This window comes from Bradyrhizobium sp. 27S5, from assembly GCF_037217225.1.
Taxonomy (GTDB): domain Bacteria; phylum Pseudomonadota; class Alphaproteobacteria; order Rhizobiales; family Xanthobacteraceae; genus Bradyrhizobium; species Bradyrhizobium septentrionale.
Genome location: NZ_CP147714.1, coordinates 1,166,841 through 1,186,242, shown reverse-complemented (window position 1 = coordinate 1,186,242; position 19,402 = coordinate 1,166,841). Strand labels below are relative to the sequence as shown.

19 protein-coding genes and 4 pseudogenes are annotated in these 19,402 nt (G+C 60.9%); 15 read left to right on the top strand and 8 right to left on the bottom strand.

Annotated elements, in window-relative coordinates; genetic code table 11:
• Positions 1 to 146: 146 nt before the first annotated feature.
• Both gmd and WDM24_RS05760 read left to right on the top strand, forming a co-directional pair.
• Complete coding sequence (gmd, locus tag WDM24_RS05765) at positions 147 to 1,232, top strand: GDP-mannose 4,6-dehydratase (RefSeq protein WP_338695909.1); 1,086 nt, start codon at positions 147 to 149, stop codon at positions 1,230 to 1,232.
• Positions 1,213 to 2,202 (top strand): GDP-L-fucose synthase, encoded by a 990-nt coding sequence (locus WDM24_RS05760; protein WP_338830707.1) that lies wholly within the window; start codon positions 1,213 to 1,215, stop codon positions 2,200 to 2,202. The genes gmd and WDM24_RS05760 overlap by 20 nt, the downstream gene beginning before the upstream one ends.
• 641 nt (positions 2,203 to 2,843) lie before the next feature.
• Here the strand turns inward: WDM24_RS05760 and WDM24_RS05755 are convergent.
• Together WDM24_RS05755 and WDM24_RS05750 are read right to left on the bottom strand one after the other, a co-directional pair.
• A pseudogene (locus tag WDM24_RS05755) lies at positions 2,844 to 3,061 on the bottom strand (DUF2274 domain-containing protein).
• Positions 3,062 to 3,065: 4 nt separating this feature from the next.
• Positions 3,066 to 3,830: pseudogene (locus WDM24_RS05750) on the bottom strand (TrbI/VirB10 family protein); the annotation flags it as partial.
• 457 nt (positions 3,831 to 4,287) lie between these two features.
• Here WDM24_RS05750 and WDM24_RS44355 point away from each other — a divergent pair.
• Together WDM24_RS44355 and WDM24_RS44350 are read left to right on the top strand one after the other, a co-directional pair.
• Positions 4,288 to 4,578 carry a transposase gene (locus tag WDM24_RS44355; protein WP_414645692.1) on the top strand — a complete coding sequence of 97 codons (291 nt, stop codon included), beginning with the start codon at positions 4,288 to 4,290 and terminating at the stop codon, positions 4,576 to 4,578.
• A 20-nt stretch (positions 4,579 to 4,598) separates the two neighbouring features.
• Positions 4,599 to 5,338: pseudogene (locus tag WDM24_RS44350) on the top strand (IS256 family transposase).
• A gap of 247 nt (positions 5,339 to 5,585) precedes the next feature.
• Here WDM24_RS44350 and WDM24_RS05740 read toward each other — a convergent pair.
• On the bottom strand, positions 5,586 to 5,759 hold the full coding sequence (locus tag WDM24_RS05740; protein ID WP_176529019.1) for a hypothetical protein: 174 nt from the start codon (positions 5,757 to 5,759) through the stop codon (positions 5,586 to 5,588).
• Positions 5,760 to 6,828: 1,069 nt separating this feature from the next.
• On the opposite strand from WDM24_RS05740, the gene WDM24_RS05735 reads away from it, so the two are divergent.
• A complete protein-coding gene (locus WDM24_RS05735; protein WP_176529018.1) occupies positions 6,829 to 7,479 on the top strand; it encodes a hypothetical protein in 651 nt (216 codons plus the stop codon).
• Here the strand turns inward: WDM24_RS05735 and WDM24_RS05730 are convergent.
• Complete coding sequence (locus tag WDM24_RS05730) at positions 7,476 to 7,700, bottom strand: hypothetical protein (RefSeq protein WP_176529017.1); 225 nt, start codon at positions 7,698 to 7,700, stop codon at positions 7,476 to 7,478. The two genes, WDM24_RS05735 and WDM24_RS05730, sit on opposite strands and share 4 nt — an antisense overlap.
• Positions 7,701 to 7,872: 172 nt before the next feature.
• Between WDM24_RS05730 and WDM24_RS05725 the strand changes: the two genes are divergently transcribed.
• The 4 genes and pseudogenes from WDM24_RS05725 to WDM24_RS05715 all read left to right on the top strand — a co-directional run bounded on the left by WDM24_RS05725 (position 7,873) and on the right by WDM24_RS05715 (position 11,043).
• Positions 7,873 to 8,139: a hypothetical protein gene (locus tag WDM24_RS05725; protein WP_173643880.1), complete on the top strand. Its 267-nt coding sequence runs from the start codon at positions 7,873 to 7,875 to the stop codon at positions 8,137 to 8,139.
• 153 nt (positions 8,140 to 8,292) lie between these two features.
• A complete protein-coding gene (tnpB, locus tag WDM24_RS44345; RefSeq protein WP_414645691.1) occupies positions 8,293 to 8,778 on the top strand; it encodes an IS66 family insertion sequence element accessory protein TnpB in 486 nt (161 codons plus the stop codon).
• Positions 8,779 to 8,882: 104 nt separating this feature from the next.
• Positions 8,883 to 10,447 (top strand): annotated as a pseudogene (gene tnpC, locus WDM24_RS05720) (IS66 family transposase).
• Positions 10,444 to 11,043 (top strand): plasmid pRiA4b ORF-3 family protein, encoded by a 600-nt coding sequence (locus tag WDM24_RS05715; protein ID WP_338695900.1) that lies wholly within the window; start codon positions 10,444 to 10,446, stop codon positions 11,041 to 11,043. Before tnpC ends, WDM24_RS05715 begins: the two are co-directional and overlap by 4 nt.
• 4 nt (positions 11,044 to 11,047) lie before the next feature.
• Here WDM24_RS05715 and WDM24_RS44340 read toward each other — a convergent pair whose 3' ends face one another.
• Both WDM24_RS44340 and WDM24_RS44335 read right to left on the bottom strand, forming a co-directional pair.
• Positions 11,048 to 11,392 (bottom strand): hypothetical protein, encoded by a 345-nt coding sequence (locus tag WDM24_RS44340; protein ID WP_234600305.1) that lies wholly within the window; start codon positions 11,390 to 11,392, stop codon positions 11,048 to 11,050.
• 213 nt (positions 11,393 to 11,605) lie between these two features.
• Positions 11,606 to 11,824 carry an alcohol dehydrogenase catalytic domain-containing protein gene (locus tag WDM24_RS44335; protein WP_414645690.1) on the bottom strand — a complete coding sequence of 73 codons (219 nt, stop codon included), beginning with the start codon at positions 11,822 to 11,824 and terminating at the stop codon, positions 11,606 to 11,608.
• A 14-nt stretch (positions 11,825 to 11,838) separates the two neighbouring features.
• Between WDM24_RS44335 and WDM24_RS05705 the strand changes: the two genes are divergently transcribed.
• The gene (locus WDM24_RS05705) at positions 11,839 to 12,396 is read left to right on the top strand and encodes a hypothetical protein (protein ID WP_338701907.1); all 558 of its coding nucleotides are present in this window, start codon (positions 11,839 to 11,841) and stop codon (positions 12,394 to 12,396) included.
• On the opposite strand, the gene WDM24_RS05700 is transcribed toward WDM24_RS05705, so the two are convergent.
• Positions 12,366 to 13,031: a hypothetical protein gene (locus WDM24_RS05700; RefSeq protein ID WP_338830706.1), complete on the bottom strand. Its 666-nt coding sequence runs from the start codon at positions 13,029 to 13,031 to the stop codon at positions 12,366 to 12,368. The two genes, WDM24_RS05705 and WDM24_RS05700, sit on opposite strands and share 31 nt — an antisense overlap.
• A 386-nt stretch (positions 13,032 to 13,417) precedes the next feature.
• Positions 13,418 to 14,701 carry an IS256 family transposase gene (locus tag WDM24_RS05695; protein WP_338823021.1) on the bottom strand — a complete coding sequence of 428 codons (1,284 nt, stop codon included), beginning with the start codon at positions 14,699 to 14,701 and terminating at the stop codon, positions 13,418 to 13,420.
• Between the two features lie 1,331 nt (positions 14,702 to 16,032).
• Here WDM24_RS05695 and WDM24_RS05690 point away from each other — a divergent pair.
• The 5 genes from WDM24_RS05690 (at position 16,033) to WDM24_RS05670 (ending at position 19,396) form a co-directional block, all read left to right on the top strand.
• A protein-coding gene (locus WDM24_RS05690; protein WP_338832275.1) for an IS3 family transposase occupies positions 16,033 to 17,186 on the top strand; the annotation gives its coding sequence in 2 pieces (ribosomal slippage) (positions 16,033 to 16,282 and positions 16,282 to 17,186; 1,155 coding nt in all).
• Positions 17,187 to 17,663: 477 nt separating this feature from the next.
• Entirely contained in the window at positions 17,664 to 17,945 is a 282-nt protein-coding gene (locus tag WDM24_RS05685) for a hypothetical protein (RefSeq protein WP_338695897.1), read from the top strand.
• 414 nt (positions 17,946 to 18,359) lie between these two features.
• A complete protein-coding gene (locus WDM24_RS05680; protein WP_176529011.1) occupies positions 18,360 to 18,626 on the top strand; it encodes a hypothetical protein in 267 nt (88 codons plus the stop codon).
• Positions 18,627 to 18,815: 189 nt separating this feature from the next.
• Entirely contained in the window at positions 18,816 to 19,235 is a 420-nt protein-coding gene (locus WDM24_RS05675) for an NAD(P)-binding protein (protein ID WP_338823019.1), read from the top strand.
• Positions 19,232 to 19,396: a hypothetical protein gene (locus WDM24_RS05670; protein WP_224924200.1), complete on the top strand. Its 165-nt coding sequence runs from the start codon at positions 19,232 to 19,234 to the stop codon at positions 19,394 to 19,396. The genes WDM24_RS05675 and WDM24_RS05670 overlap by 4 nt, the downstream gene beginning before the upstream one ends.
• The last annotated feature ends 6 nt before the right edge of the window (positions 19,397 to 19,402 follow it).

The window sequence follows — 19,402 nt, the reverse complement described above, 5'->3', positions numbered from 1 at the left end:
CATGAATATATGATGTGTATGATCGGAGCTGACGATCGCTTTCCTCTAGTTGCGGGTGGAGCGCGCTTGAGCATCTAGATCTCTCGCAGCCGCTTCACAACTGGCGTTCTTAAGGGGGGCTCTTTACGGCGCAACCAATAGAGACCATGGCGGCTCAGAATTCAAAGCGGCGCGTGGCGCTGATCACCGGCGTGACCGGGCAGGACGGCGCGTATCTCGCCGAATATCTGCTTGGCCTCGGCTACACCGTGCACGGGATCAAGCGCCGGTCGTCCTCGTTCAACACCGCGCGTGTCGACCATCTCTACCAGGACCCGCATGCCGGCAACGTGCCGTTCCTGATGCACTACGGCGACATGACGGATTCGACCAATCTGATCCGGCTGATGCAGCAGATCCGGCCGACCGAGATCTACAACCTCGCCGCCCAGAGCCACGTCCAGGTCAGCTTCGAGAGCCCGGAATATACTGCGAACGCGGACGCCATCGGCGTGCTGCGCCTCTTGGAGGCGATCCGCATCCTTGGCATGGAAAAGGAGACGCGGTTCTACCAGGCCTCGACCTCGGAGCTTTACGGGCTCGTGCAGGAGGTGCCGCAGAAGGAGACGACGCCGTTCTATCCGCGCTCGCCCTATGGCGTCGCCAAGCTCTACGGCTACTGGATCACGGTGAACTACCGTGAGGCCTATGGCATGTTCGCCAGCAACGGCATCCTGTTCAACCATGAGAGCCCGATCCGCGGCGAGACCTTCGTGACGCGCAAGATCACGCGCGCCGTCGCCCGCATCGAGGTCGGCCTCGAGAGCAAGCTCTATCTCGGCAATCTCGATGCCAAGCGTGACTGGGGCCATGCCCGCGACTATGTCGAAGGCATGCACAAAATCCTGCAGGCCGACGAGCCTGATGATTTCGTGCTCGCGACCGGCGAGACGCGCTCGGTCCGCGAGTTCGTCGAGCTGGCGTTTGCGGAGGTCGGCCGCAGCATCGAATGGCGCGGCAAGGGCGTCGACGAGGTCGGCGTCGACAAGGCGTCCGGCAAGACCCTGGTGCAGATCGATCCGACCTATTTCCGCCCGACCGAGGTCGATCTCCTGATCGGCGATGCCAGCAAGGCACGCGCCAAGCTCGGCTGGGCGCCGAAGACGCCATTCGCGCAGCTGGTGAAGGAGATGGTCGCCAGCGATCTCGCTGAGGCCAAGCAGGATGCGGCCCATGGCAAGCACGGCGTTTGAACTGAACGGCAAGACGGTCTTCATCGCCGGCCATCGCGGCATGGTCGGCTCGGCGCTGATGCGCCGGCTGGCGCGCGAACAGGCCGATCTGCTGACGGTATCGCGCAGCGAGGTCGATTTGCGCGACCAGGCCGCGGTCAACGCCTGGTTTGCCGCGAAGCGGCCGCAGGCCGTGTTCCTCGCCGCCGCCAAGGTCGGCGGCATCGTCGCCAACAACACGTTGCGGGCCGAATTCCTCTACGACAATCTCGCGATATCGACCAACGTGATCCAGGCGGCGCACGCCAATGGTTGCGAGAAGCTGATGTTCTTCGGTTCGTCCTGCATCTATCCGCGCCTGGCGCCGCAGCCGCTGCGCGAGGATTCGATGCTGACCGGTCCGCTGGAGCCGACCAACGAGCCCTATGCCATTGCCAAGATCGCCGGTATCAAGATGGCCGAGGCCTATCGCAGCCAGTACGGAGCCGATTTCATCAGCGTGATGCCGACCAACCTCTACGGTCCCGGCGACAATTATCATCCCGAATACAGCCACGTCGTCGCCGCGCTGATCCGCCGCTTCCACGTGGCCAAGGTCTCAGGCGCTGGTAACGTCGTGGTGTGGGGCACCGGGACGCCGCGCCGCGAATTCCTCTATGTCGACGACCTCGCCGACGCCTGCATCCACCTGATGAAGACCTATTCGTCGCCGGACCTGGTCAATATCGGCACCGGCGCAGACATCACTATCGCCGAGTTCGCACTCTTGGTGGCGGCGGCCGTCGGCTATCGCGGTGAGATCAGCTTCGACACGTCGCGCCCGGACGGCACCCCGCGCAAGCTGCTCGACGTCAGCCATTTGGCCAGGCTCGGCTGGCGTGCCCAGACCTCACTGGAGGAAGGCATTAAGTTGGCGTACCGGGCGTATCTCGGCCAGAGCAATAAAGGCCACCAGAGTGATCCAGCTCATCCCCGGCAAGTGGGGGCTTAAGGGAAGGCAATCCTGCACGACGAGTCCGCGGCGACTCTCCCGGCCGTCCGTCAGCCCAGGCCACTCGGTAATAATGTATTCCGTGAACGGCCTTCTTCTCAACACAGCGACCGGTTGGATCCTCAACATGTAAGTCCCGGCACATGCTGGCCAGCATGCGGATCAACCGGCTTGCATCACGACGCAAAATGATCATGATCGCGGATGTGTTATTCTACTCCGCCGAAGTCGACAGTTGATAAGCGCAATCTGAAGTCGATGCTGAGCCGCGATCGATCATTGGGTTGGAACGCGCCAATATTCCTCTTCAGCCATGCCCAGCGATAGTCCGTCATCAGCACCCACGGCGATAGCGTGACGATGCAGAACTACGAGAGACGGAAAGCCTTTGGGGATTTTTTGTTTTCCAAGCTAGTTTAGCCTGAAGGCGCCAAAAATCGAGCGCCACGGTGTCAGCCGCCGCCGCGAGCCTGATTAGCACGAACGCAGGAATCGTATGCGAGCCTCTTCTACGCGAATGCGCGACGGAACCGGCCGCGGCCGGCTCGACTCTTGGGCATATTCGCGAGCGGACAACGACAACCCAAGTTGGCCGCATTGAACTTGCTGTCAGAGCGCTACCCCTCGCCTCCATTCGCACGCTAACGCGCGCGCCGAGCTTTGCGAAAGCTCCTGTCCGCCGCCATGAACTCGCCAGCATAGGTGCGATCAGCTTGGCTGGATCCTGAACGGGTTGTCCCGTTTCCTGGGCCAGGATTTCAGCGTAGGCAGCGAGGTCCCGGTGGACGATTGCCGGCAGTTCGTGCGCCACTTTGATCGGTTTGTCGTCTTCGATCGCTCCAAGCTTGAGCTTGGCCATCGCGTTATCCTCTATATGGTTCGAGCACCAGGTCGCGGTTGACGATCACCCTCACCGGGAATCCTTGGCGGATCGTCAACGTTGGCTGGATGTTGAGATTGCGGCGAACCAGCTGCTGTCCTGTCTGATTTGCGGAATCCTCCGCTCCACGCCGGAGCGCAGCAATGAGGTCGCTGTTGGTGTTGCCTGCGTCCGCGCCCGAATTGACCTCCGTGCCAACAGCCAGCAGTGTCGAAAGCGCTGCCGCGCCCAAGAGCTCTTTCCAGTGATTGTCGACCTCGTCCTCGAGGCCGGCGTATCCAGATGCATCTGCGCCAGGCTGCCGTTCCAGGACGATCGAACGCCCGTTCGGCATAATCAGCCGCGTCCAAACCAACAGTACGTGCGACTGGCCAAATGCCGCCTGGCTGTCGTAGGTGCCGATCAGCCTTCGAGCTCGCCGCGTTGGATTGTCATAGACAGCTTCCGTCACCTGCGCCGTGATTTGCCCCGGTAGATCGGATCGAATGCCCGTGATGAGAGCGGCCGGAATGACTGTGCCGGCCTGCACCACAAACGGCGAAGCTGGCCTCACGAGGCGATCCGGACTGGTCGTCCGGCGGTCGACGGATGCGCTGACGAAGGCGAGCTTCCGTTCCTGGCCATTCTGGGCGAACGTTTCATCAGATGATGTCGTGGCATTCGAAGGCGTTTCATTGGCCGATGTCACAGCAGTTGAGGGACAGACATTGGTGCTGGCAACGACCTTGCTGGTACGACTCCTGCTTGTCGTGAGGATCGATCACACGCAACCCCGCTGACACAGCATGTACCACATCAAGAAGGTGCTTCATTCTCATATGACATTCGCCGGTGCCACGGCCGAACGCAGCTTCTAAGACCGTGCCCTCTGCTTCTCAGTCAACCTGAATAGCGTTGGCTACATCGTCTCGTATTTTCCCGTACATGTGGATGATGCGCGAGCCACCGAGAAACTGCTCTATGAGAATCCGGTCGTGTCCCAGTGATGGTGTAGCTCGGTAGAGCAAAGCCGCCCGTACGCGCGCCTCAAATAGCGCCGTAGCGGGCGGGCGGCTTTGCGGTGGTCACCGGCGATTCGCCGGTAGGATCGGGTTGCGACACGCCAACGCAACCGAGGAACCACCGATGACCGACGATATGATGAACCTGCGCACGCTCGTGGAGAAGACCCCTGATGCCGATCTGTTGCGCGAGATGATCGGCTTTTGCGCCCAGCGGCTGATGGAGCTGGAAGTCGAGGGCCACACCGGGCGGCCTACGGCGAGAAGAACCCCGAACGGCTGGCCCAGCGCAACGGCTACCGCGACCGGACCTGGGAGACCCGGGCCGGCACGGTCGAGCTTCGCATCCCCAAGCTGCGCAAGGGCTCCTACTACCCGGGTTTCCTGGAGCCGCGCCGGATGGCCGAGAAGGCGCTCACCGCCGTAGTTCAGGAAGCCTATGTGCAGGGCGTCTCGACCCGCTCAGTCGACGATCTCGTCCAGGCGATGGGATAAGCGGCATCTCCAAGAGCCAGGTGAGCCGGCTCTGCGCGGAGATCGACGACAAGGTGAAGGCGTTCCTCGCCCGGCCGATCGAGGGCGACTGGCCGTATCTGTGGATCGACGCCACCTACGTGAAGGTACGCCAGCAGGGGCGTATCGTGTCGGTCGCAGTGATCGTCGCTGTTGGCGTCAACAGCGACGGCCGGCGCGAAGTTCTCGGCATGGATATTGGCCCTTCCGAGGCCGAGACGTTCTGGACGGCGTTCCTGCGCAAGCTCGCTCGCCGGGGCTTGCGTGGCGTCAAGTTGGTCGTCTCCGACGCCCATGAGGGCATCAAGGCCACCGTCGCCAAGTGCTCAACGCCGGCTGGCAACGGTGCCGCGTCCACTTCATGCGCAACGCGCTGGCGCGCGCCGGCAAGAGCGGGCAGCGCGTCGTCTCCGCCTTCATTGCCACGGCGTTCGCCCAGGACGATGCCGAGGCCGCACAAGTAAAAGTGGCGGAAGGTCGCCGACCAGCTTCGTCCCAAGCTGCCCAAGCTTGCCGACTTCCTCGACGAAGCGGAGACCGATGTGCTGGCCTACATGAATTCCCGCCGCAACATCGCACCAAGCTGCACTCCACCAACCCAATCGAGCGCCTCAACAGCAAGATCAAGCGGCGCACCGAGGTGGTTGGCATCTTCCCCAACGAGGATGCCATCTCCGCCTCATCGGCGCGATCCTGCTCGAGCAGAACGATGAATGGGCCGTCCAGCGTGCCCGTTACATGACACTGGAAACCATCGCGCCGTTGAGTAAGGCGTCGGGTTCGCTCGCGACCTTTGCTTCCTTCAGGATTTTACCCTGGGCATCACAACGCACACGCTCGACAGTTCCAATGACACGTCGATTCCGGCCTAGTTCTCCACGGCAACCCTCCGTCTCAGGATGCTTGGGCCGACTCAAGTCGTGACCCCGTTTGATCAGGGGACAGCCACCATCATGCCCCCTTGCTCGGAGCAGGGCCCCTTACCGCATCTAGCCTGACCAGGCCGCGCTCTGCGGCTGATCAATCGTCTCGAGCGATGCATCGAGTTCTGCGATTAGCGCGCTGTGCCTGTTCTTGTCCGCTATTGGCGGGCAGCTATCGCCGATCGCAATTGGCTTTCGAAGATGAGCGATATCGGCAGCGACAAATTCGTCGAGTGTCATGGCAGTCACCTGCTTTCTGCCTGACATCCGCAGCATGAGTGGTTAAGAGAGCGTAAAGACCTAGCGTCTCGCCCATAGGGCTGAGAAGACCTTCGCCTTTCCGCGCGGCATATGCCTAGCGCCTATCAGCCCCAACAGAATGACTTTGGCATGCATAGACGACCGTGCGGTGCTGCGCGGCGTTGATAAGTCCGGTGGCTCCGGATTTGCAAGATTATCGGTGCGAGCCGGCCTCACATAGCAAGGACTCTTTCCAAGGTGCAGCAAGATGGATGGTTGGATAGTGGCGGTCACCATCCTCAAGGAAGACAGCGACGACGACGAACAGGTATGTAACTTTGCGGTCAGCCGTGAAGCTGCCCCTGAAAGACTGCGGGGGCAAAGGCCGCAATCCTAAACTGCCCGATCGAAGAGAAGCAATTGCAAAGGCCGGCGTGGAGCCCGGCGAGCTGATCGCTATACTCGATGACTAGATCGACCCAATCATCTCGCGACCCCAAAGTCACTAAAAGCGCTGCACGTCTGATCTCGCTCACCCGTGTCCGATTGATGACATGTGTCCGGAAGCCGCCATTTGAATTGCGAGAAATTGCTCGGGCCAAAGCTGGAAGCCTCGGGCCAAAGCTGGAAGCGATGCGTTCTGCCTCTCCTTCGAGCAGAGTTGCATTTCGACTATTTGGCACGCCGGTTGCTACCCCCTTATGGCTTGGTTGCTTACTGATGAACCTCGTGAGACGGCCAAGTCTCCACCAGCAACTCGTGCGGGCGGCTCCTTCCGCCGTCCGCACCCTTTTCACGGTGCTGGCCTTAGCGCCGCGCTTCGTGTGGATCGTGACCTGTGGAAAGGCTGCGCGGCTTTTCGCCTCTTTTGCGTCGCGACGGTCTGGCATGCGAGTTGCTGAGAGACGTTTGGACTCGGCTTCTCATACTTTCGCGCAACCCCCATGAGATGGCGAAGTCCGCGCAGCCTTGCGCTAGCGCGAGCGGCTCCTCCAGCCGCTCGCGCGTCTTTCGGTAGCATCGGCCTAGTGCACGCTGCGGAGATCATGCCATAACCCGTGAAGAGGCGTTGAAGATCGCCATTGAGGCGCCCACACAATGGTCTCAAGGGAAGGTCGCAACGGCCGTCGTGCTTGCCGAGATCGCGAAGCTCGAAGCGAGTAGGCCGACACCTAGGCGGCCTCCAAAACGGAAGCTCTCTTCCATAACGCGGATGCGCGCGTTAAAGTTACGCCCTAGCAATGTCAGGCCCCTAGGGTCGCGCTGCCATCCTCCGGATATCGAACAGGAGTACACCGAAGTATTCGAAGAGCGCGAGATCGCTGCATATCACGAGGCGGGGCATGCAGTGATTGCTCGCGCACTAGACATAGAGGTCGCGTGTGTTGCCATCATTCCTTTTATGGGTCGCATTGGGCACGTGTGGCACGAGAAGGCCAGCCCCAAGACTGAAAACTTGATCACGATGGCAGGGCCATTCGCGGAAGCTCGCTTCACCGGCCGGCTGCTTTGTGCTGGCGATGACGAAGCCAACATCACCAGCGCAATGACGCAATTGCCGGAGCCGCGCGAGCACTATGAGGCGAAAGCAAAGACGCTCGTGGCGGAAAGCTGGCGCGCTATCGAAATTGTCGCGGAAGAACTATTGATCGGAGCTGGCAGGCTCTACGGCCCGATGCTTGATTTGGCTATATGCTGCGCTGCCCCCGGCGTCCCCTAGCGATCGATGATCCCGGCGAAGATGGCTTTGGCGCGCACGGAGACGGCCATGTAGTGCTGTGCCGCTTTGATAGACTTGAGCCTTCCCGGGTCATTCTGTGCGATGTTGGGATCAGATAGGAGGCGCTGGAACCGCGCCCTGCGCCACGCCTGCACACGGAGGAGGCGTGGCAGGATGGCCGGCCGCGCGACAGTGTCGATCCGCTCAAACTTGCTCGCCACGGCGGCTTTCCTCCAAGTCGTAGCCTAGCGCAGCTCGCGCTACGCATGGAAGAGGGTCCCGTGATCCTACGGACTGGGCCGCCACGGATCTGCAATCCTCCCATTATTGGGAGGTGGCTACTAAGCGTGGATGCGTAGAGTAACCGCCTGTCTTGAATATCGGACGAGTGAGATGGCAGCAGGATGGATGGTTTCGATCGGCGTTCCCAAAGCCGACGGCAAGCTTCGATATGTAACCTATGCGGTCGCAATGGCCGATGCGACAGAAGCCGTAAAGGCTTCGTTGGCGGCCAGCGCGGGCGAAGCAGCGATCTCGAATTCCGAACTACGCGAAGCTGACTTGAAGGGCCTCGGCGTGAGAGCTGGCGAGCTTGTGACCATATATGATGATCGGAATGATCCGCTGATCTCACGGACGTGGCGTCCTGATACCGGCTAGGATCGAGCCGCCCCAATTCTCAAGGCACCGCTGACCAGAGCCTTTCGGGCCGCGTGCGGTCGTTTGGCACGCTCGTTGCTGGGCTTGGTTGCTTGGCCCCGATGTCGCGGGACACCAAATCGTCAAAGTCAGAACTGGCGCGGGCGGCCCGCGATGGTATTGCCAGCGACCCATCATAGGTTTCTCTCGGCAGAGATAAAGCGCATGATCAAACACCGAATGCTTTTCAAGCAAGCAAAGCCCCTTACTGACCGTCTGTTGGAAGAGGCGGCGCGCTTAAGGAACTGCGCTGACCAGATGCCGGCATGCCCAAAGTGCGACGCGATATTGCGCAAAGCGCGGGAGCATCAAGTGACTGCCCACATGGCAGATGGATTAGATCGTCCGGGCTTAGGTGCCCAACTTAGCCGGCGGCCCTCATCTTACCCCGTGGAAGCTTCAACCCAAGACGCGATGAAGGGTGTGGTGGTGGTCTTCCGTGCGAAGCGCGCTGATCGGGTGAAGATTGTCGTCTGGGATGGCAGCGGCCTTGTGATGTACTGGAAACGGCTCGATGGCGGCCGCTTCATGTCCTCCCATCGTGGCCGGCGTCATGCGGGTGAATGTCGCGCAGCTGTCCGCGCTTCTGGCCGGCATTGAGTGGACACGCATGCATGCGCCTCGAATCCCGCAGCCGAAAGCGCTTTGCGTAGGACATAAAATCTTCGCTGCATCGTGGCGCGAAGCATGGCAGACTCGGGCCAATGAGTGATTTACCTGATGGCTGCCGAGCGATCCAGGCGACTTGCGTGTCTTTGCCGCGGCTCTGCTGGATCGCTGCGCCAGGCTCGAGCGGTTGCTCAAGCTTGCAAAAGATGCGCAGTTCGGTCGATCGTCGGAAAAGCTGGACGCTGATCAGCTACAGCTTGTTTTGGAGGACATCGAAGAGGCCGTCGCGGCTCTCGAAGCAGCCGAGAATCACGCCAATCCAAGAACCTGCGAGAAGAGAACTTCCAAGCGCGGGGCCAATCGTGGCAAGCTGCCGGAGCATTTGCCACGCATCGTCGAGACCCTGATGCCCGCTGCAACCTGCTGCCCGTGCTGCGCAGGCGCCCTTTTTGAGATCGGTCACGATGAGAGCCAGATGCTGGACGTCGTACCGGCGCAGTATCGCGTCATCGTCACCCGCAGCCCCAAACTGGCCTGCCGCGTCTGTCACGGCGTCGTCCTCCAGCATGCTGCTCCCGAGCGATTGATCAGGGGAGGACTGCCGACCGAGCGGCTGGTCGCGCATGTGATCGACGCCAAGTATCATTGGCATTTGCCGCTCTACCGCCAGGCGCAGATGCTGACGACGCACGGTATCGCCATCGACCGTTCTACGCTCGCCTTCTGGGTCGGCTATGCCGCCCAGGAATTGAAGCCCTTGTGGCATCGTCTGCGCCAGCTTCTGCTCGGCTCTTCGAAGCTCTGTGTCGACGAGACCCCCGCACCGGTGTTGGATCCGGGGCGCGGCAGGACCAAAACCGGCTACTTCTGGGCGCTGTCGCGCGATGACAGGCCCTGGGCCGGACCTGACCCACCTGGCGTGGTTTACGCCTATGCACCGGGCCGTGGGGCCGTTCATGGCTTGCAGCTGCCTGAGGGCTTTCGCGGCATCATCCACTGCGACGGCTATCAGGCTTACAAGACTATGACCCGAGAGACGCGTGCGGACGCCTTGTCCGGGACGCTCGCCTTCCGCTGGTCGCATCTGAGGCGCCAGTTTGTGAAGATCGAGCGCGAGGCCGCTCCGGCGCCAGCTCCGGTTGCCCGCGAGGCTCTTGAGTGCATCGCCCAACTTTACGCAGTCGAAAAAGCGCTCCGCGGCCGATCAGATGTCGAGCGCCGTGCTGGCAGGCAGGCGCATGCCCGACCTCTGGCGACAGCCTTGAAGCAGTGGTTTGAGGCCAAGCTTGATCACCTTGCACAGAAGAGCGACACGGCGAAGGCCCTGCGTTACGCGCTGCGTCATTGGGACGGCTTGACGCTCTATCTTTATGACGGGTGCATCGAGATGGACACGAATGCTGTCGAGCGTGCGATGCGGCCGATCAAGCTCAACGCCAAGAACTCCCTTTTTGCCGGTTGCGACGAGGGCGCCGAGAATTGGGCAGTTCTCGCTTCGTTAATCGAGACCTGTAAGCTCAATGGCGTCAGTGCCGAGCACTGGCTCGCTGACGTTCTCGCGAAGCTCGTCAATGGCTGGCCAGCGGCGCGACTGGACGAGCTGCTTCCCTGGGCGTCGACCTATACGATGCATGCACACGATCCGAGGCTGGCGGCATGAGCTTGAACACGACCGCGGTCCGGATCAAGGTAACTCTCAAGGATGTGAAGCCGGAGGTGATGCGTCGCCTTGTCGTACCCGTTACCCTACGCCTTGATCGATTGCATCTGACGCTTCAGGAGGCATTCGGCTGGACGAACAGTCACCTCTTCGAGTTCTTCGCTGGTGAGGCACATTGGGGGATTCCCGACCCCGACAATGCTTACGGCCACCAGCCCATTGATGCCCGTAAAGCGCGGCTTTGCGATATCGTTCGAGAGACCGGCGCCAAGACGATCCACTATCTCTATGACTTCGGCGACAGCTGGGATCACGTGATCAAGCTCGAAAAGTGGTTCGACAACACCACGACGGAGGGCATGCCCTTCCTGCTCGAGGCCGCCGGTCGTTGTCCTCCGGAAGACGTCGGCGGTGCGCCAGGCTATGCCGAATACCTCGATGCCATCGGTGACCCCACCCATCCGGAGCACGAACATATGCGCCTCTGGGGCCCGGAGCGGTTTGATCCCAACGTCGTCGACCAGGCGCTTGAGGCCGCCGTCAACGCATTGTCCGGAATTTGGAAGCCACGTCGGCAAAAGCTACGATCAAAATAGGGCGTCAAGAGCCAATCAAAAGAGCCGCAGAGCTACGCTTACCATAGACCATCGCGCTCACGACCAGGAGCGGCCGGATCCGGGACGGGCCGAGCTCGGCCCATGTCCGCGCGTTGCCTTTCGGGTAGAGGCCGGATTCCAGCCAATCTCGAGCGCCGTCATCTCGCCGCCCGGTGACCTTGTCATCGACATCGATCATGATGATCTCGGCAGGCGAGTAGAATTGTGCGGTCAGCAGCGTAGCCAAGCCGACGGGGCCGGCACCGACGATGGCGACGGCGGAGCCGGGCGAGATCTTGCCGTTGAGCACGCCGCACTCGAATCCGGTGGGAAGGATGTCGCTGAGCATGACGAGAGCTCCCTCATCGACCCCATCAGGCAAATGGTGGAGGCTGGTGTCGGCAGCGGCGTCCGGACATATTCGGCCTGCGTGCCGTCGATCTTGTTGCCGAGGATCCACCCGCCGGTGCGACAGTGCGAATACATAACTCTCCGGCAGAAGTCGCATTTGCCGCAGGACGAATGCGGGAGATTAGGACGCGGTCACCCGCCTTGAAAGCGGTCACGCCACAGCCAACCTGTCAACGACGCCCACGTCCTCATGGCCTAGAATTGGGCCGGGCTGACAGGTCGTTACATCACCCTTGAGGATGTGGAGATCAGTGCCGCAGATCGTGGTTTTCACGATCCGCACGATGGCGTCTCCCGATTCCAGGATGGCCGGTTTCGGTCGCTGCGCGAGAAACTTTTTACCGGGCCCCTCGAAGATGAGCGCTTTCATTTCGCATCACCTCCTTGCGTATTCAGTCCGCCGGTTTTGCCTCGGGCAATTGCCATCGTCGCCCGGTAGAGCCGAACCGTGTAGTTCCAGACTTTGGTGATCGGCAGGCAGTTTTGGATCTTGCCGTCGTAGCCTCCAAACTGGCACCGCAACTGAGCCGTCCGAGCCAGCCGCGCACTGAGCTTGCGAACGCATCGGTGGTCATGCCGGCATACGGCACCGCCATTAATCTGCACCAGGCCCTTCTCGCCGCTGGCGGCAAGCGCCCTGCTGTCCTTCTCCAGAATCGCTTTGAACGGCTGCCGCGGAAGAGCGCGCGCTCGACCACGCTGATCTCGGCGTCGAGTACAGGATCGTGGGCAGCGAGCCGCAATGCCTCGATCGCATGCGTGGCGCGACCGGTTCGAACTGTTGCAGCCAGTCGCGCGCGAGCACGCCGCGCAATACGCCTCACGACCGGCGTGCGCCGGACGTACCAACCGGCGATGCGCCGTTCGCTGACGGGTTTGCCTCGATATGCAGGTCACCGCATCGAAATGCGTCACGTCGATTCTTTGCGCGCCGGCGTCTGAAGCGACGATTGAGCGGGGTAGAGCATGAGCCCGTCTAGGCAGCAAATTTCGCCGGCGACAACAGCATCGTAGGAATGCCCTCGGTCCTCGATAGTGACGGTTCGCGTCACGGCATTCCCGGTCTCGAGCCGATCCGACGAGCGATTGATGGTCAGCGCGATCGACAGACTGCCTGCAGCGAGGAAGGGCAGATCGGATGCCACATGCGGGATGAAGGTCTGAAATGCGATCCGGGGGAGCGTGAGCGTTGCCTCGCGTGTGGCCGGCGGATCGGCCGCGTATTTGGCGACGATCGTCAGACCAGAGATCGCATAACTGCCCGGCTCCTGCGGATGGATCGCGAATTCGAACCAGACACCGCCATCAGTGAGGCCGTCGCGCTCTTCGCTCTCATAGGGGCTGCGCAGCTGCCGCGTCAGGACATTGCACGGTTGGAACTCTGGCAGCTTGGGCGGCGCCGTCTTGTAGTTCGGCGCCAGCACCTCGATCCGCTGCGTGGCGGCCTGTCTCACCACGACGCAGGGCGGATCGAGCGTCACCCGCAGGATCGGCTCTGGCGTGTTTTCCTGAGCGTGGGCCGCGCATGGCGCCAGCGAGCCAAGCATCGGGGCTGCGTTAGACAGCGGATACCTCATTGCTTCGCTCCCGCCGGCTGCGTCGCATCCTGGTGGGCATATTTCAGCTTGAGGACATCAGCAGGCGTGGCCTGAACCTGTCCAGGCTTCAGCGGCGCGGGACGTGGTCAGGTCTGCCGGTGTAACCTGATCTTCTGGCCGCCCTTCTGGGCTGGGTCGATCCGACGGCCTGCCAAATAGTCAAGCCCCTCATCGACGACAATTGCCGCAAGCGATCAACTACCAATGCTCGCAATTGACCTGCTGATGGGGGCATGACCACCCTAGTTAATGATCGTCACTGAAAACTGTGCCGATCCGGCTGCATCACATGCGTTGAGGCATAAAGTCATCATCGACCGATGAGCACGAGAGCTATCGCCAAATTTTGGTGACGGTGCGGCCGGTCAGGCGGCGGCGGTTATGGGCTGACGGTCGGTCGGTTTGGCGATGACCTCGATCCCGTCGTTGAATGTCACACCGAGAACGAGTTTTGGCAACTGGTTGTGGCCATCGAGACGACGCCAGCTTTTCTGCGCGGCCTCAAGCAGTTTGAAGACCATCGCGAGCGCCGTTCTGTTGGACAGGCAGCCCTTCGATCGGATCGTGCGGTGGCGCACGGTAGCGAAGGTGCTTCCAATGGGATTGGTGGTCCGCAGGTGTTTCCAGTGTTCGGCCGGGAAGTCGTAGAACGCCAGTAGCGTGTCCCGATCCTTGCTCAGGCAGTCGGCCGCCTTCTCGTATTTGGGCGTATAGCTCTCGATGAAGGCGTCGAACGCCAGCTCGGCGGCGGCCTTGGTTTCGGCCATCCAGATCTCCTGCAACGCGCGTTTGGCTTTAGGCTGCTGGCTCTTCGGCAACTTGGCGATCACGTTGGCGGTCTTGTGTACCCAGCAGCGCTGCTCGCGCGTTTTCGGCCAGACCTCGCCGGCGGCCTTCCAGAACCCGAGCGCGCCGTCGGCGATGGTGAGCCGCGGTGGCACGCCGAGCCCGCGCCGCTTCAGGTCGAGCAGCAGATCGCGCCAGTCCTGCGCGCTCTCGCGGGCGCCATCGGTGAGGCCGACCAGTTCCTTGCGGCCTTCCGGCGTCGCGCCGATCAGCACCAGGATGCAATGCTTTTCGTCTTCGAGGCGTGCTTGGAGATGGATGCCATCGGCCCAGATGTAGACGTCGCGCTTCGCCGACAGATCGCGCCTCTGCCACGCGGTGTGTTCGTCAAGCCAACCGTCCTTCAGACGGCCGCTGGCGGATGCCGACAACCCGGCAGCATCCTTGCCGAGCAGCGCCGCCAGAGCCTCGGAGAAGTCGCCGGTGGAGATACCCTTCAGGTAAAGGATCGGCAGCAGCGTCTCGATCGATTTCGAGCGGCGCATGTAGGGCGGCAGGATCGACGGAGAGAACCGGATGCGGTCGGGATCGGTAGCCTCCGCCTCGCGATCGCGTACACGCGGCTGGCGGACGCCGACCGGACCGATACCATCCATCACCTCGCGTTCCGGCAGGTGACCGTGGCGCACGACGCGCTGGTGGCCGTCCGCAGTCTTCAAATCGGCATGCTTGCCGAGAAAGTCCGCGACCTCGGCCTCGACCGCCTGGGCCAACAGAGCACGCGCCCCATTGCGCAAGATTTCGGTGAGTTGATCGTCGACGTTTCCTGGCTGAATCAACTTGATGATGTTATCTTTGGACACGGCATATCGCTCCTTCGGTGGAGAAGTGGAGGCGTCAAGCACCCCCACGATATGCCGCCTTCCCGATTCCCGCCGTCACCAACTTTCAGCGATAGCTCGTTAACGGCTCGGCAGTCGCAATGACCGACTTTGCCAACCACCAGTACACGGAGCGCATATTATGTCGCATATAGCGAATGTGAAATTCTGGATCGACGAAGGAGAGCGGCGAACTTTGGATGCCTTGGGTCGCTCCTCAGCGAGGCATCTCGCCAATAACCTCTCGCCCGATCTCCGTGCCGACGCTATCGAGCACCGCGACGCCATGGTCCCACCTCCGCCGCCGCCGACGATGAAATCAGGGCGAATTGACACCATGACTCCCTCGATCTCGATAGCCTCGAAGGTTGGCGCCGCACTGGAGCGCTGTGGGCCGGTGATCCATCCCGGACTTGTGCAGCGCAACTAGCAAGCGCTCTTCGGTCTCAGTCCAGCGATTGAGTCCGTTCGCACGCGTTCGTCCCGTTCCGCTTCCGAAAAATCATTGCTGATTGCCGGAATATACACATGCCCTAATTCTCTCCGGTTAGGGTGAGACAATGAAACGGGCCGCGTCATGCCAACGGCCCCTTACCGAAAACTTCTACAATACTGATATTAACAGAACATAGCCAGGTAGCGCCACCGAGAGTTCACTGCTGGGCTACAAAAGGGCGATCCCGCGTGGCTCGCTAGAGTCCATCCACGAGAGCGGCACCTACACGAGGATGACGCAGGCCGGTAAAAACCGGTTCGAATAGCCGTCTAGGTCTAGAACATACGCTCAACCAGCAGCACGGCGCCGGCAATACTCAGAAGTACGATGATGAGAGTCCAATCGCGGTGTTCCTCCGTCATGGTCCCACCTTGGAAAGGACGGTCGCAACGCCCCGGAAAGAGCACCAAGCCGTGGTAAATTGTTCCACATCATCAAAGCGAAGAGTCAACTTCGCGCCCCCCAAAAGAAGAGGCTACACGCCGAGGCCGAATTGTCCTCATCACGAGAAGTAGGACGCTCACCCGATCAGCAGCCAACTTACGCTGACGACGAGCGATATCCCCGCTAAGCTTATAAGGCTAAACTCGACGCCATCAAAATCGGTCCAGAACATAATACTCACCATTACATGACGGATCAGGAGAGCGCTTCGCGTATGTCAGTCAGCGGCAGTGTCCTGTGTGGACGCTTCAAAAGAACGGACCCAGTACCTCTGGGGGCCTCTAAGCCCGAGCGGACAGCATAGCGGTGGCAATGAGCTGCTGCCGGTTTGATGGACACCGAGATTAGGTGTTTCATGAAGCCGGAGGTGGCGATGAAAAGACGGAAGTTCAGCCGCGAGTTCAAGGTCGAGGCGGTCAAGCTGGTGCGGGAACGTGGGGTGTCGGTGGCGCAAGCTGGCCGTGACCTGGATGTTCATGAGAATGTTCTCCGCAAATGGGTGAAGGAGTTGGGCTCCGACCCGGCGCAAGCCTTTCCCGGCCACGGGCAGATGAAGCCGGAGCAGCAGGAGATCGAGCGGCTGCGCCGTGAGGTCGCCAAGCTGAAGGCCGAGCGGGATATCCTAAAAAAGGCCGCAGCCTACTTCGCGAAGGAAGCGACATGAAGTTCGCCTTCGTCGCGAAGCACCGGACGATCTGGCCGGTGGCATGGCTATGCGATGCGCTGGGAGTGTCGCGGTCGGGCTTCCATGCCTGGCTGAACCGCTCTCCCAGCGCCAGATCCCGCAGCGACGAGGAGCTCGGCGGCAAGGTCAAGGCCAGCTTCGCCGCCAGCGACCGCACCTATGGCGCACGCCGGGTGTGGCGTGACCTGCTCGCCGACGGGGCGGATTGCGGCCTGCACCGGATTGAGCGGCTGATGCGCCTGCAAGGCTTGCGGGCGCGGCCGCGACGTCGGCGCTTACCGAAGGACAGCGGCGATCGACAGCTCGAGACCGTACCGGCGAACCTCCTTGACCGGCAGTTCGCCGCCGAGCGGCCGAACCAGAAGTGGATCGCCGACTTCACCTATCTCTGGACGGCCGAAGGCTGGCTCTATGTCGCAGCGGTGATCGACCTGTTCTCACGCCGCGTGGTGGGCTGGTCGATGAGTGCCGCCATGACGGCACAGCTCGTGACGGACGCATTGTTGATGGCCGTCTGGCGGCGCGGCAAGCCGGATGCGCTGTTGCATCACTCCGACCAGGGCAGCCAGTACACCAGCGAGCAGTTCCAGCGCCTGATGGCCGACCACGGCATCGTTTGCAGCATGAGCCGCTCCGGCAACGTCTGGGACAACGCGGCGATGGAGAGCTTCTTCTCCTCGCTCAAGACCGAGCGTACGGCCAACAAGATTTATCAAACCAGAGATGAGGCACGCGCCGATGTGTTCGACTACATCGAACGATTTTACAACACGACCCGCAGGCACTCGACCATCGGCTATCTCAGCCCGGTTGAGTTCGAGCGCAAGGTGGGATTAGCTTAAGCGGGTGTCCATCAAACCGGCAGCAGCTCACAACGTGCATCCCTACACTGACCGCGACTGAGCCGTTCTCGGCGCGACGTGAGATCGCTACGCAAGCGGGTCCGGCCCACGGAACCATATGCCTAGCGTTCCGTCAGCCCAATCAGAATGATTATGGCGCGCGTCGAGATGGCTAAGTAGTGCTGCGCGGCTTTGATGGACTTGTGTCGCGCGGGATCATTCTGGCGATGTGGGATCGGTTAGTCTAAGTCTAGCATCCGCTGGAGCCGTGCCTGCGCCACGCCTGCACCCGACGGAGACACGTCAGGATCGCCGGCCGTTCAACGCTGATCCGCTTCTCGCTCGTCAAATCTGCCACTCCTCTTGAGGTTGCGAGCCTAAGGGAGCCGGCCCTTCCAACCTCCCACTATTAGTAGGTGCGCTTTGCGCTTAGTGGCGCAGAGTAAGCTGGGGCAGTCTCCATATCGGATTGCACACATGGCAGCAGGTTGGATGGTTTCAATTGGCTACATAGAAAGCGGCCAACTTCGGCACGTAACGTATGCGGTCGCGGTGGCTAACGCCACCGAAGCCATCAAGGCTTCACTGGATGTCGGCGCCTCCCGATTCTCATTGGATGCCGGTCTTGGCTGGGTGGCCTTGGCGAATTCTGAACTCAGTCTACAGCAACTGGATGATCTCGGCATGGTGAAAGGCGGGATTTGTTCCCTATGGGACGACACGCATGATTGGCTGATCTGGCCCCGCCAGCTCCATTAAGTTTGATCAGTGAACACGATGACTTGGCAAGGAGCGATGGTTCGCGGTCTACCGGCAATCGGGCGCGGTGTCCGCTACGGCGCGCGAGACAGTTCGGCCTGCGCGGAGATCTCATGGGAAGGGCACGACGAGAATGACCCCGCCTGCGGTCGCCGATGGGCTATGATCGGCACCGCGGGCAGGCTCGTCGGTCACTTCTACATACACAATGGCGACGATTCAGCCTTCGTTTGCGAACGCGGCTGAGTTCTTCAACAGCCTGCTAGGTCGTCACGCGCCTCGAAAGCACAAGAGACCTGATCAACGGACTGGCGCACGCGGCCCCGACCTCGCGGCCAGCCCCGTGTCACGGATGTTCGATGGCTCTGGCAGAGGCTCGTTAGCTCGTACGCCAATGCCTCACGGAGCGGCAAGATGGACGGCTGGTTAGTAACGGTCGCCATCAAGGAAGACGGCGATGACGACGACGACGGGTACAGGCACATAACTTACGCGGTCGCAGTCGCAAACCCGAGCAAAGCCGCAAAGCTGGCCATGAGAGATAGCGTCGCAAAGGGCGCAATGGTTAACCGTCCGCTCGAAGCTGCAATGTTGCAAAGTCTCGGCTGGGAAGCTGGCGAACTGGCCGTGGTTCACGACGATGACATTGATCCAATCACCTCACGGCCTCGGCATCATTAGCCAACGTCGGATTTTTCATTCAACAGCGTCGGATTGGAAACATGCATGTCCGGAAGCTCCACGAGCAGTTAGCTGGCGCGTTGTGAAGACGCGAGTCGCTTGCTTCTCTCCTCCTTGGCAACCGAGTTGTTGACGCCCGCGAGGTGTGATCGCCAAGATAATAAAAGGCCAACAAGGAGAGGAGAAAACATGGGCGCGGTGAAGACGGTTTTCATCGTGGGTGGCGGAATTGGCGGTTTGACGGTGGCCCATGCGCTTCAACAGATCGGCGCATCCACCAGAGTCATTGAAGTGGGAGACAAGCGTGACCGGATCGGCACCAAAATTACGCTACTGGGGAACACCTTGCTGGCACTCGCCGAACTGGGATTGGTGGATGCGTGTCTTGAAGGTGGCCTTGGTTGGGACTTCGTGTCGGTGCGCGATGGCGCAGGAACGATTCTGAGCGAACAGTCCACCCCAAGAATTTGGGACGCCGATCGTCCTGGCGCACTGGGAATCATGCGGCCACGTCTGGGACAGATCCTGGAAGACTTTGCGACGAAGGGCGGCGCGAAGATTGATTCAACACAACCGTCACCCGAATTGATCAGGACGATGGAGGGGTGACGGTTCAGCTATCGAACGGCGAGACGGGCCGCGCCGACCTGCTGATCGCTGCGGATGGTATCTATTCCAACATCCGCCACAGCATCTTCGGCGAAGAGTTCAAGCCGCACTACGCCGGTCAAGGCGTATGGCGTTATACGGTTTTCGCACCGAGGCGATGAATGGCT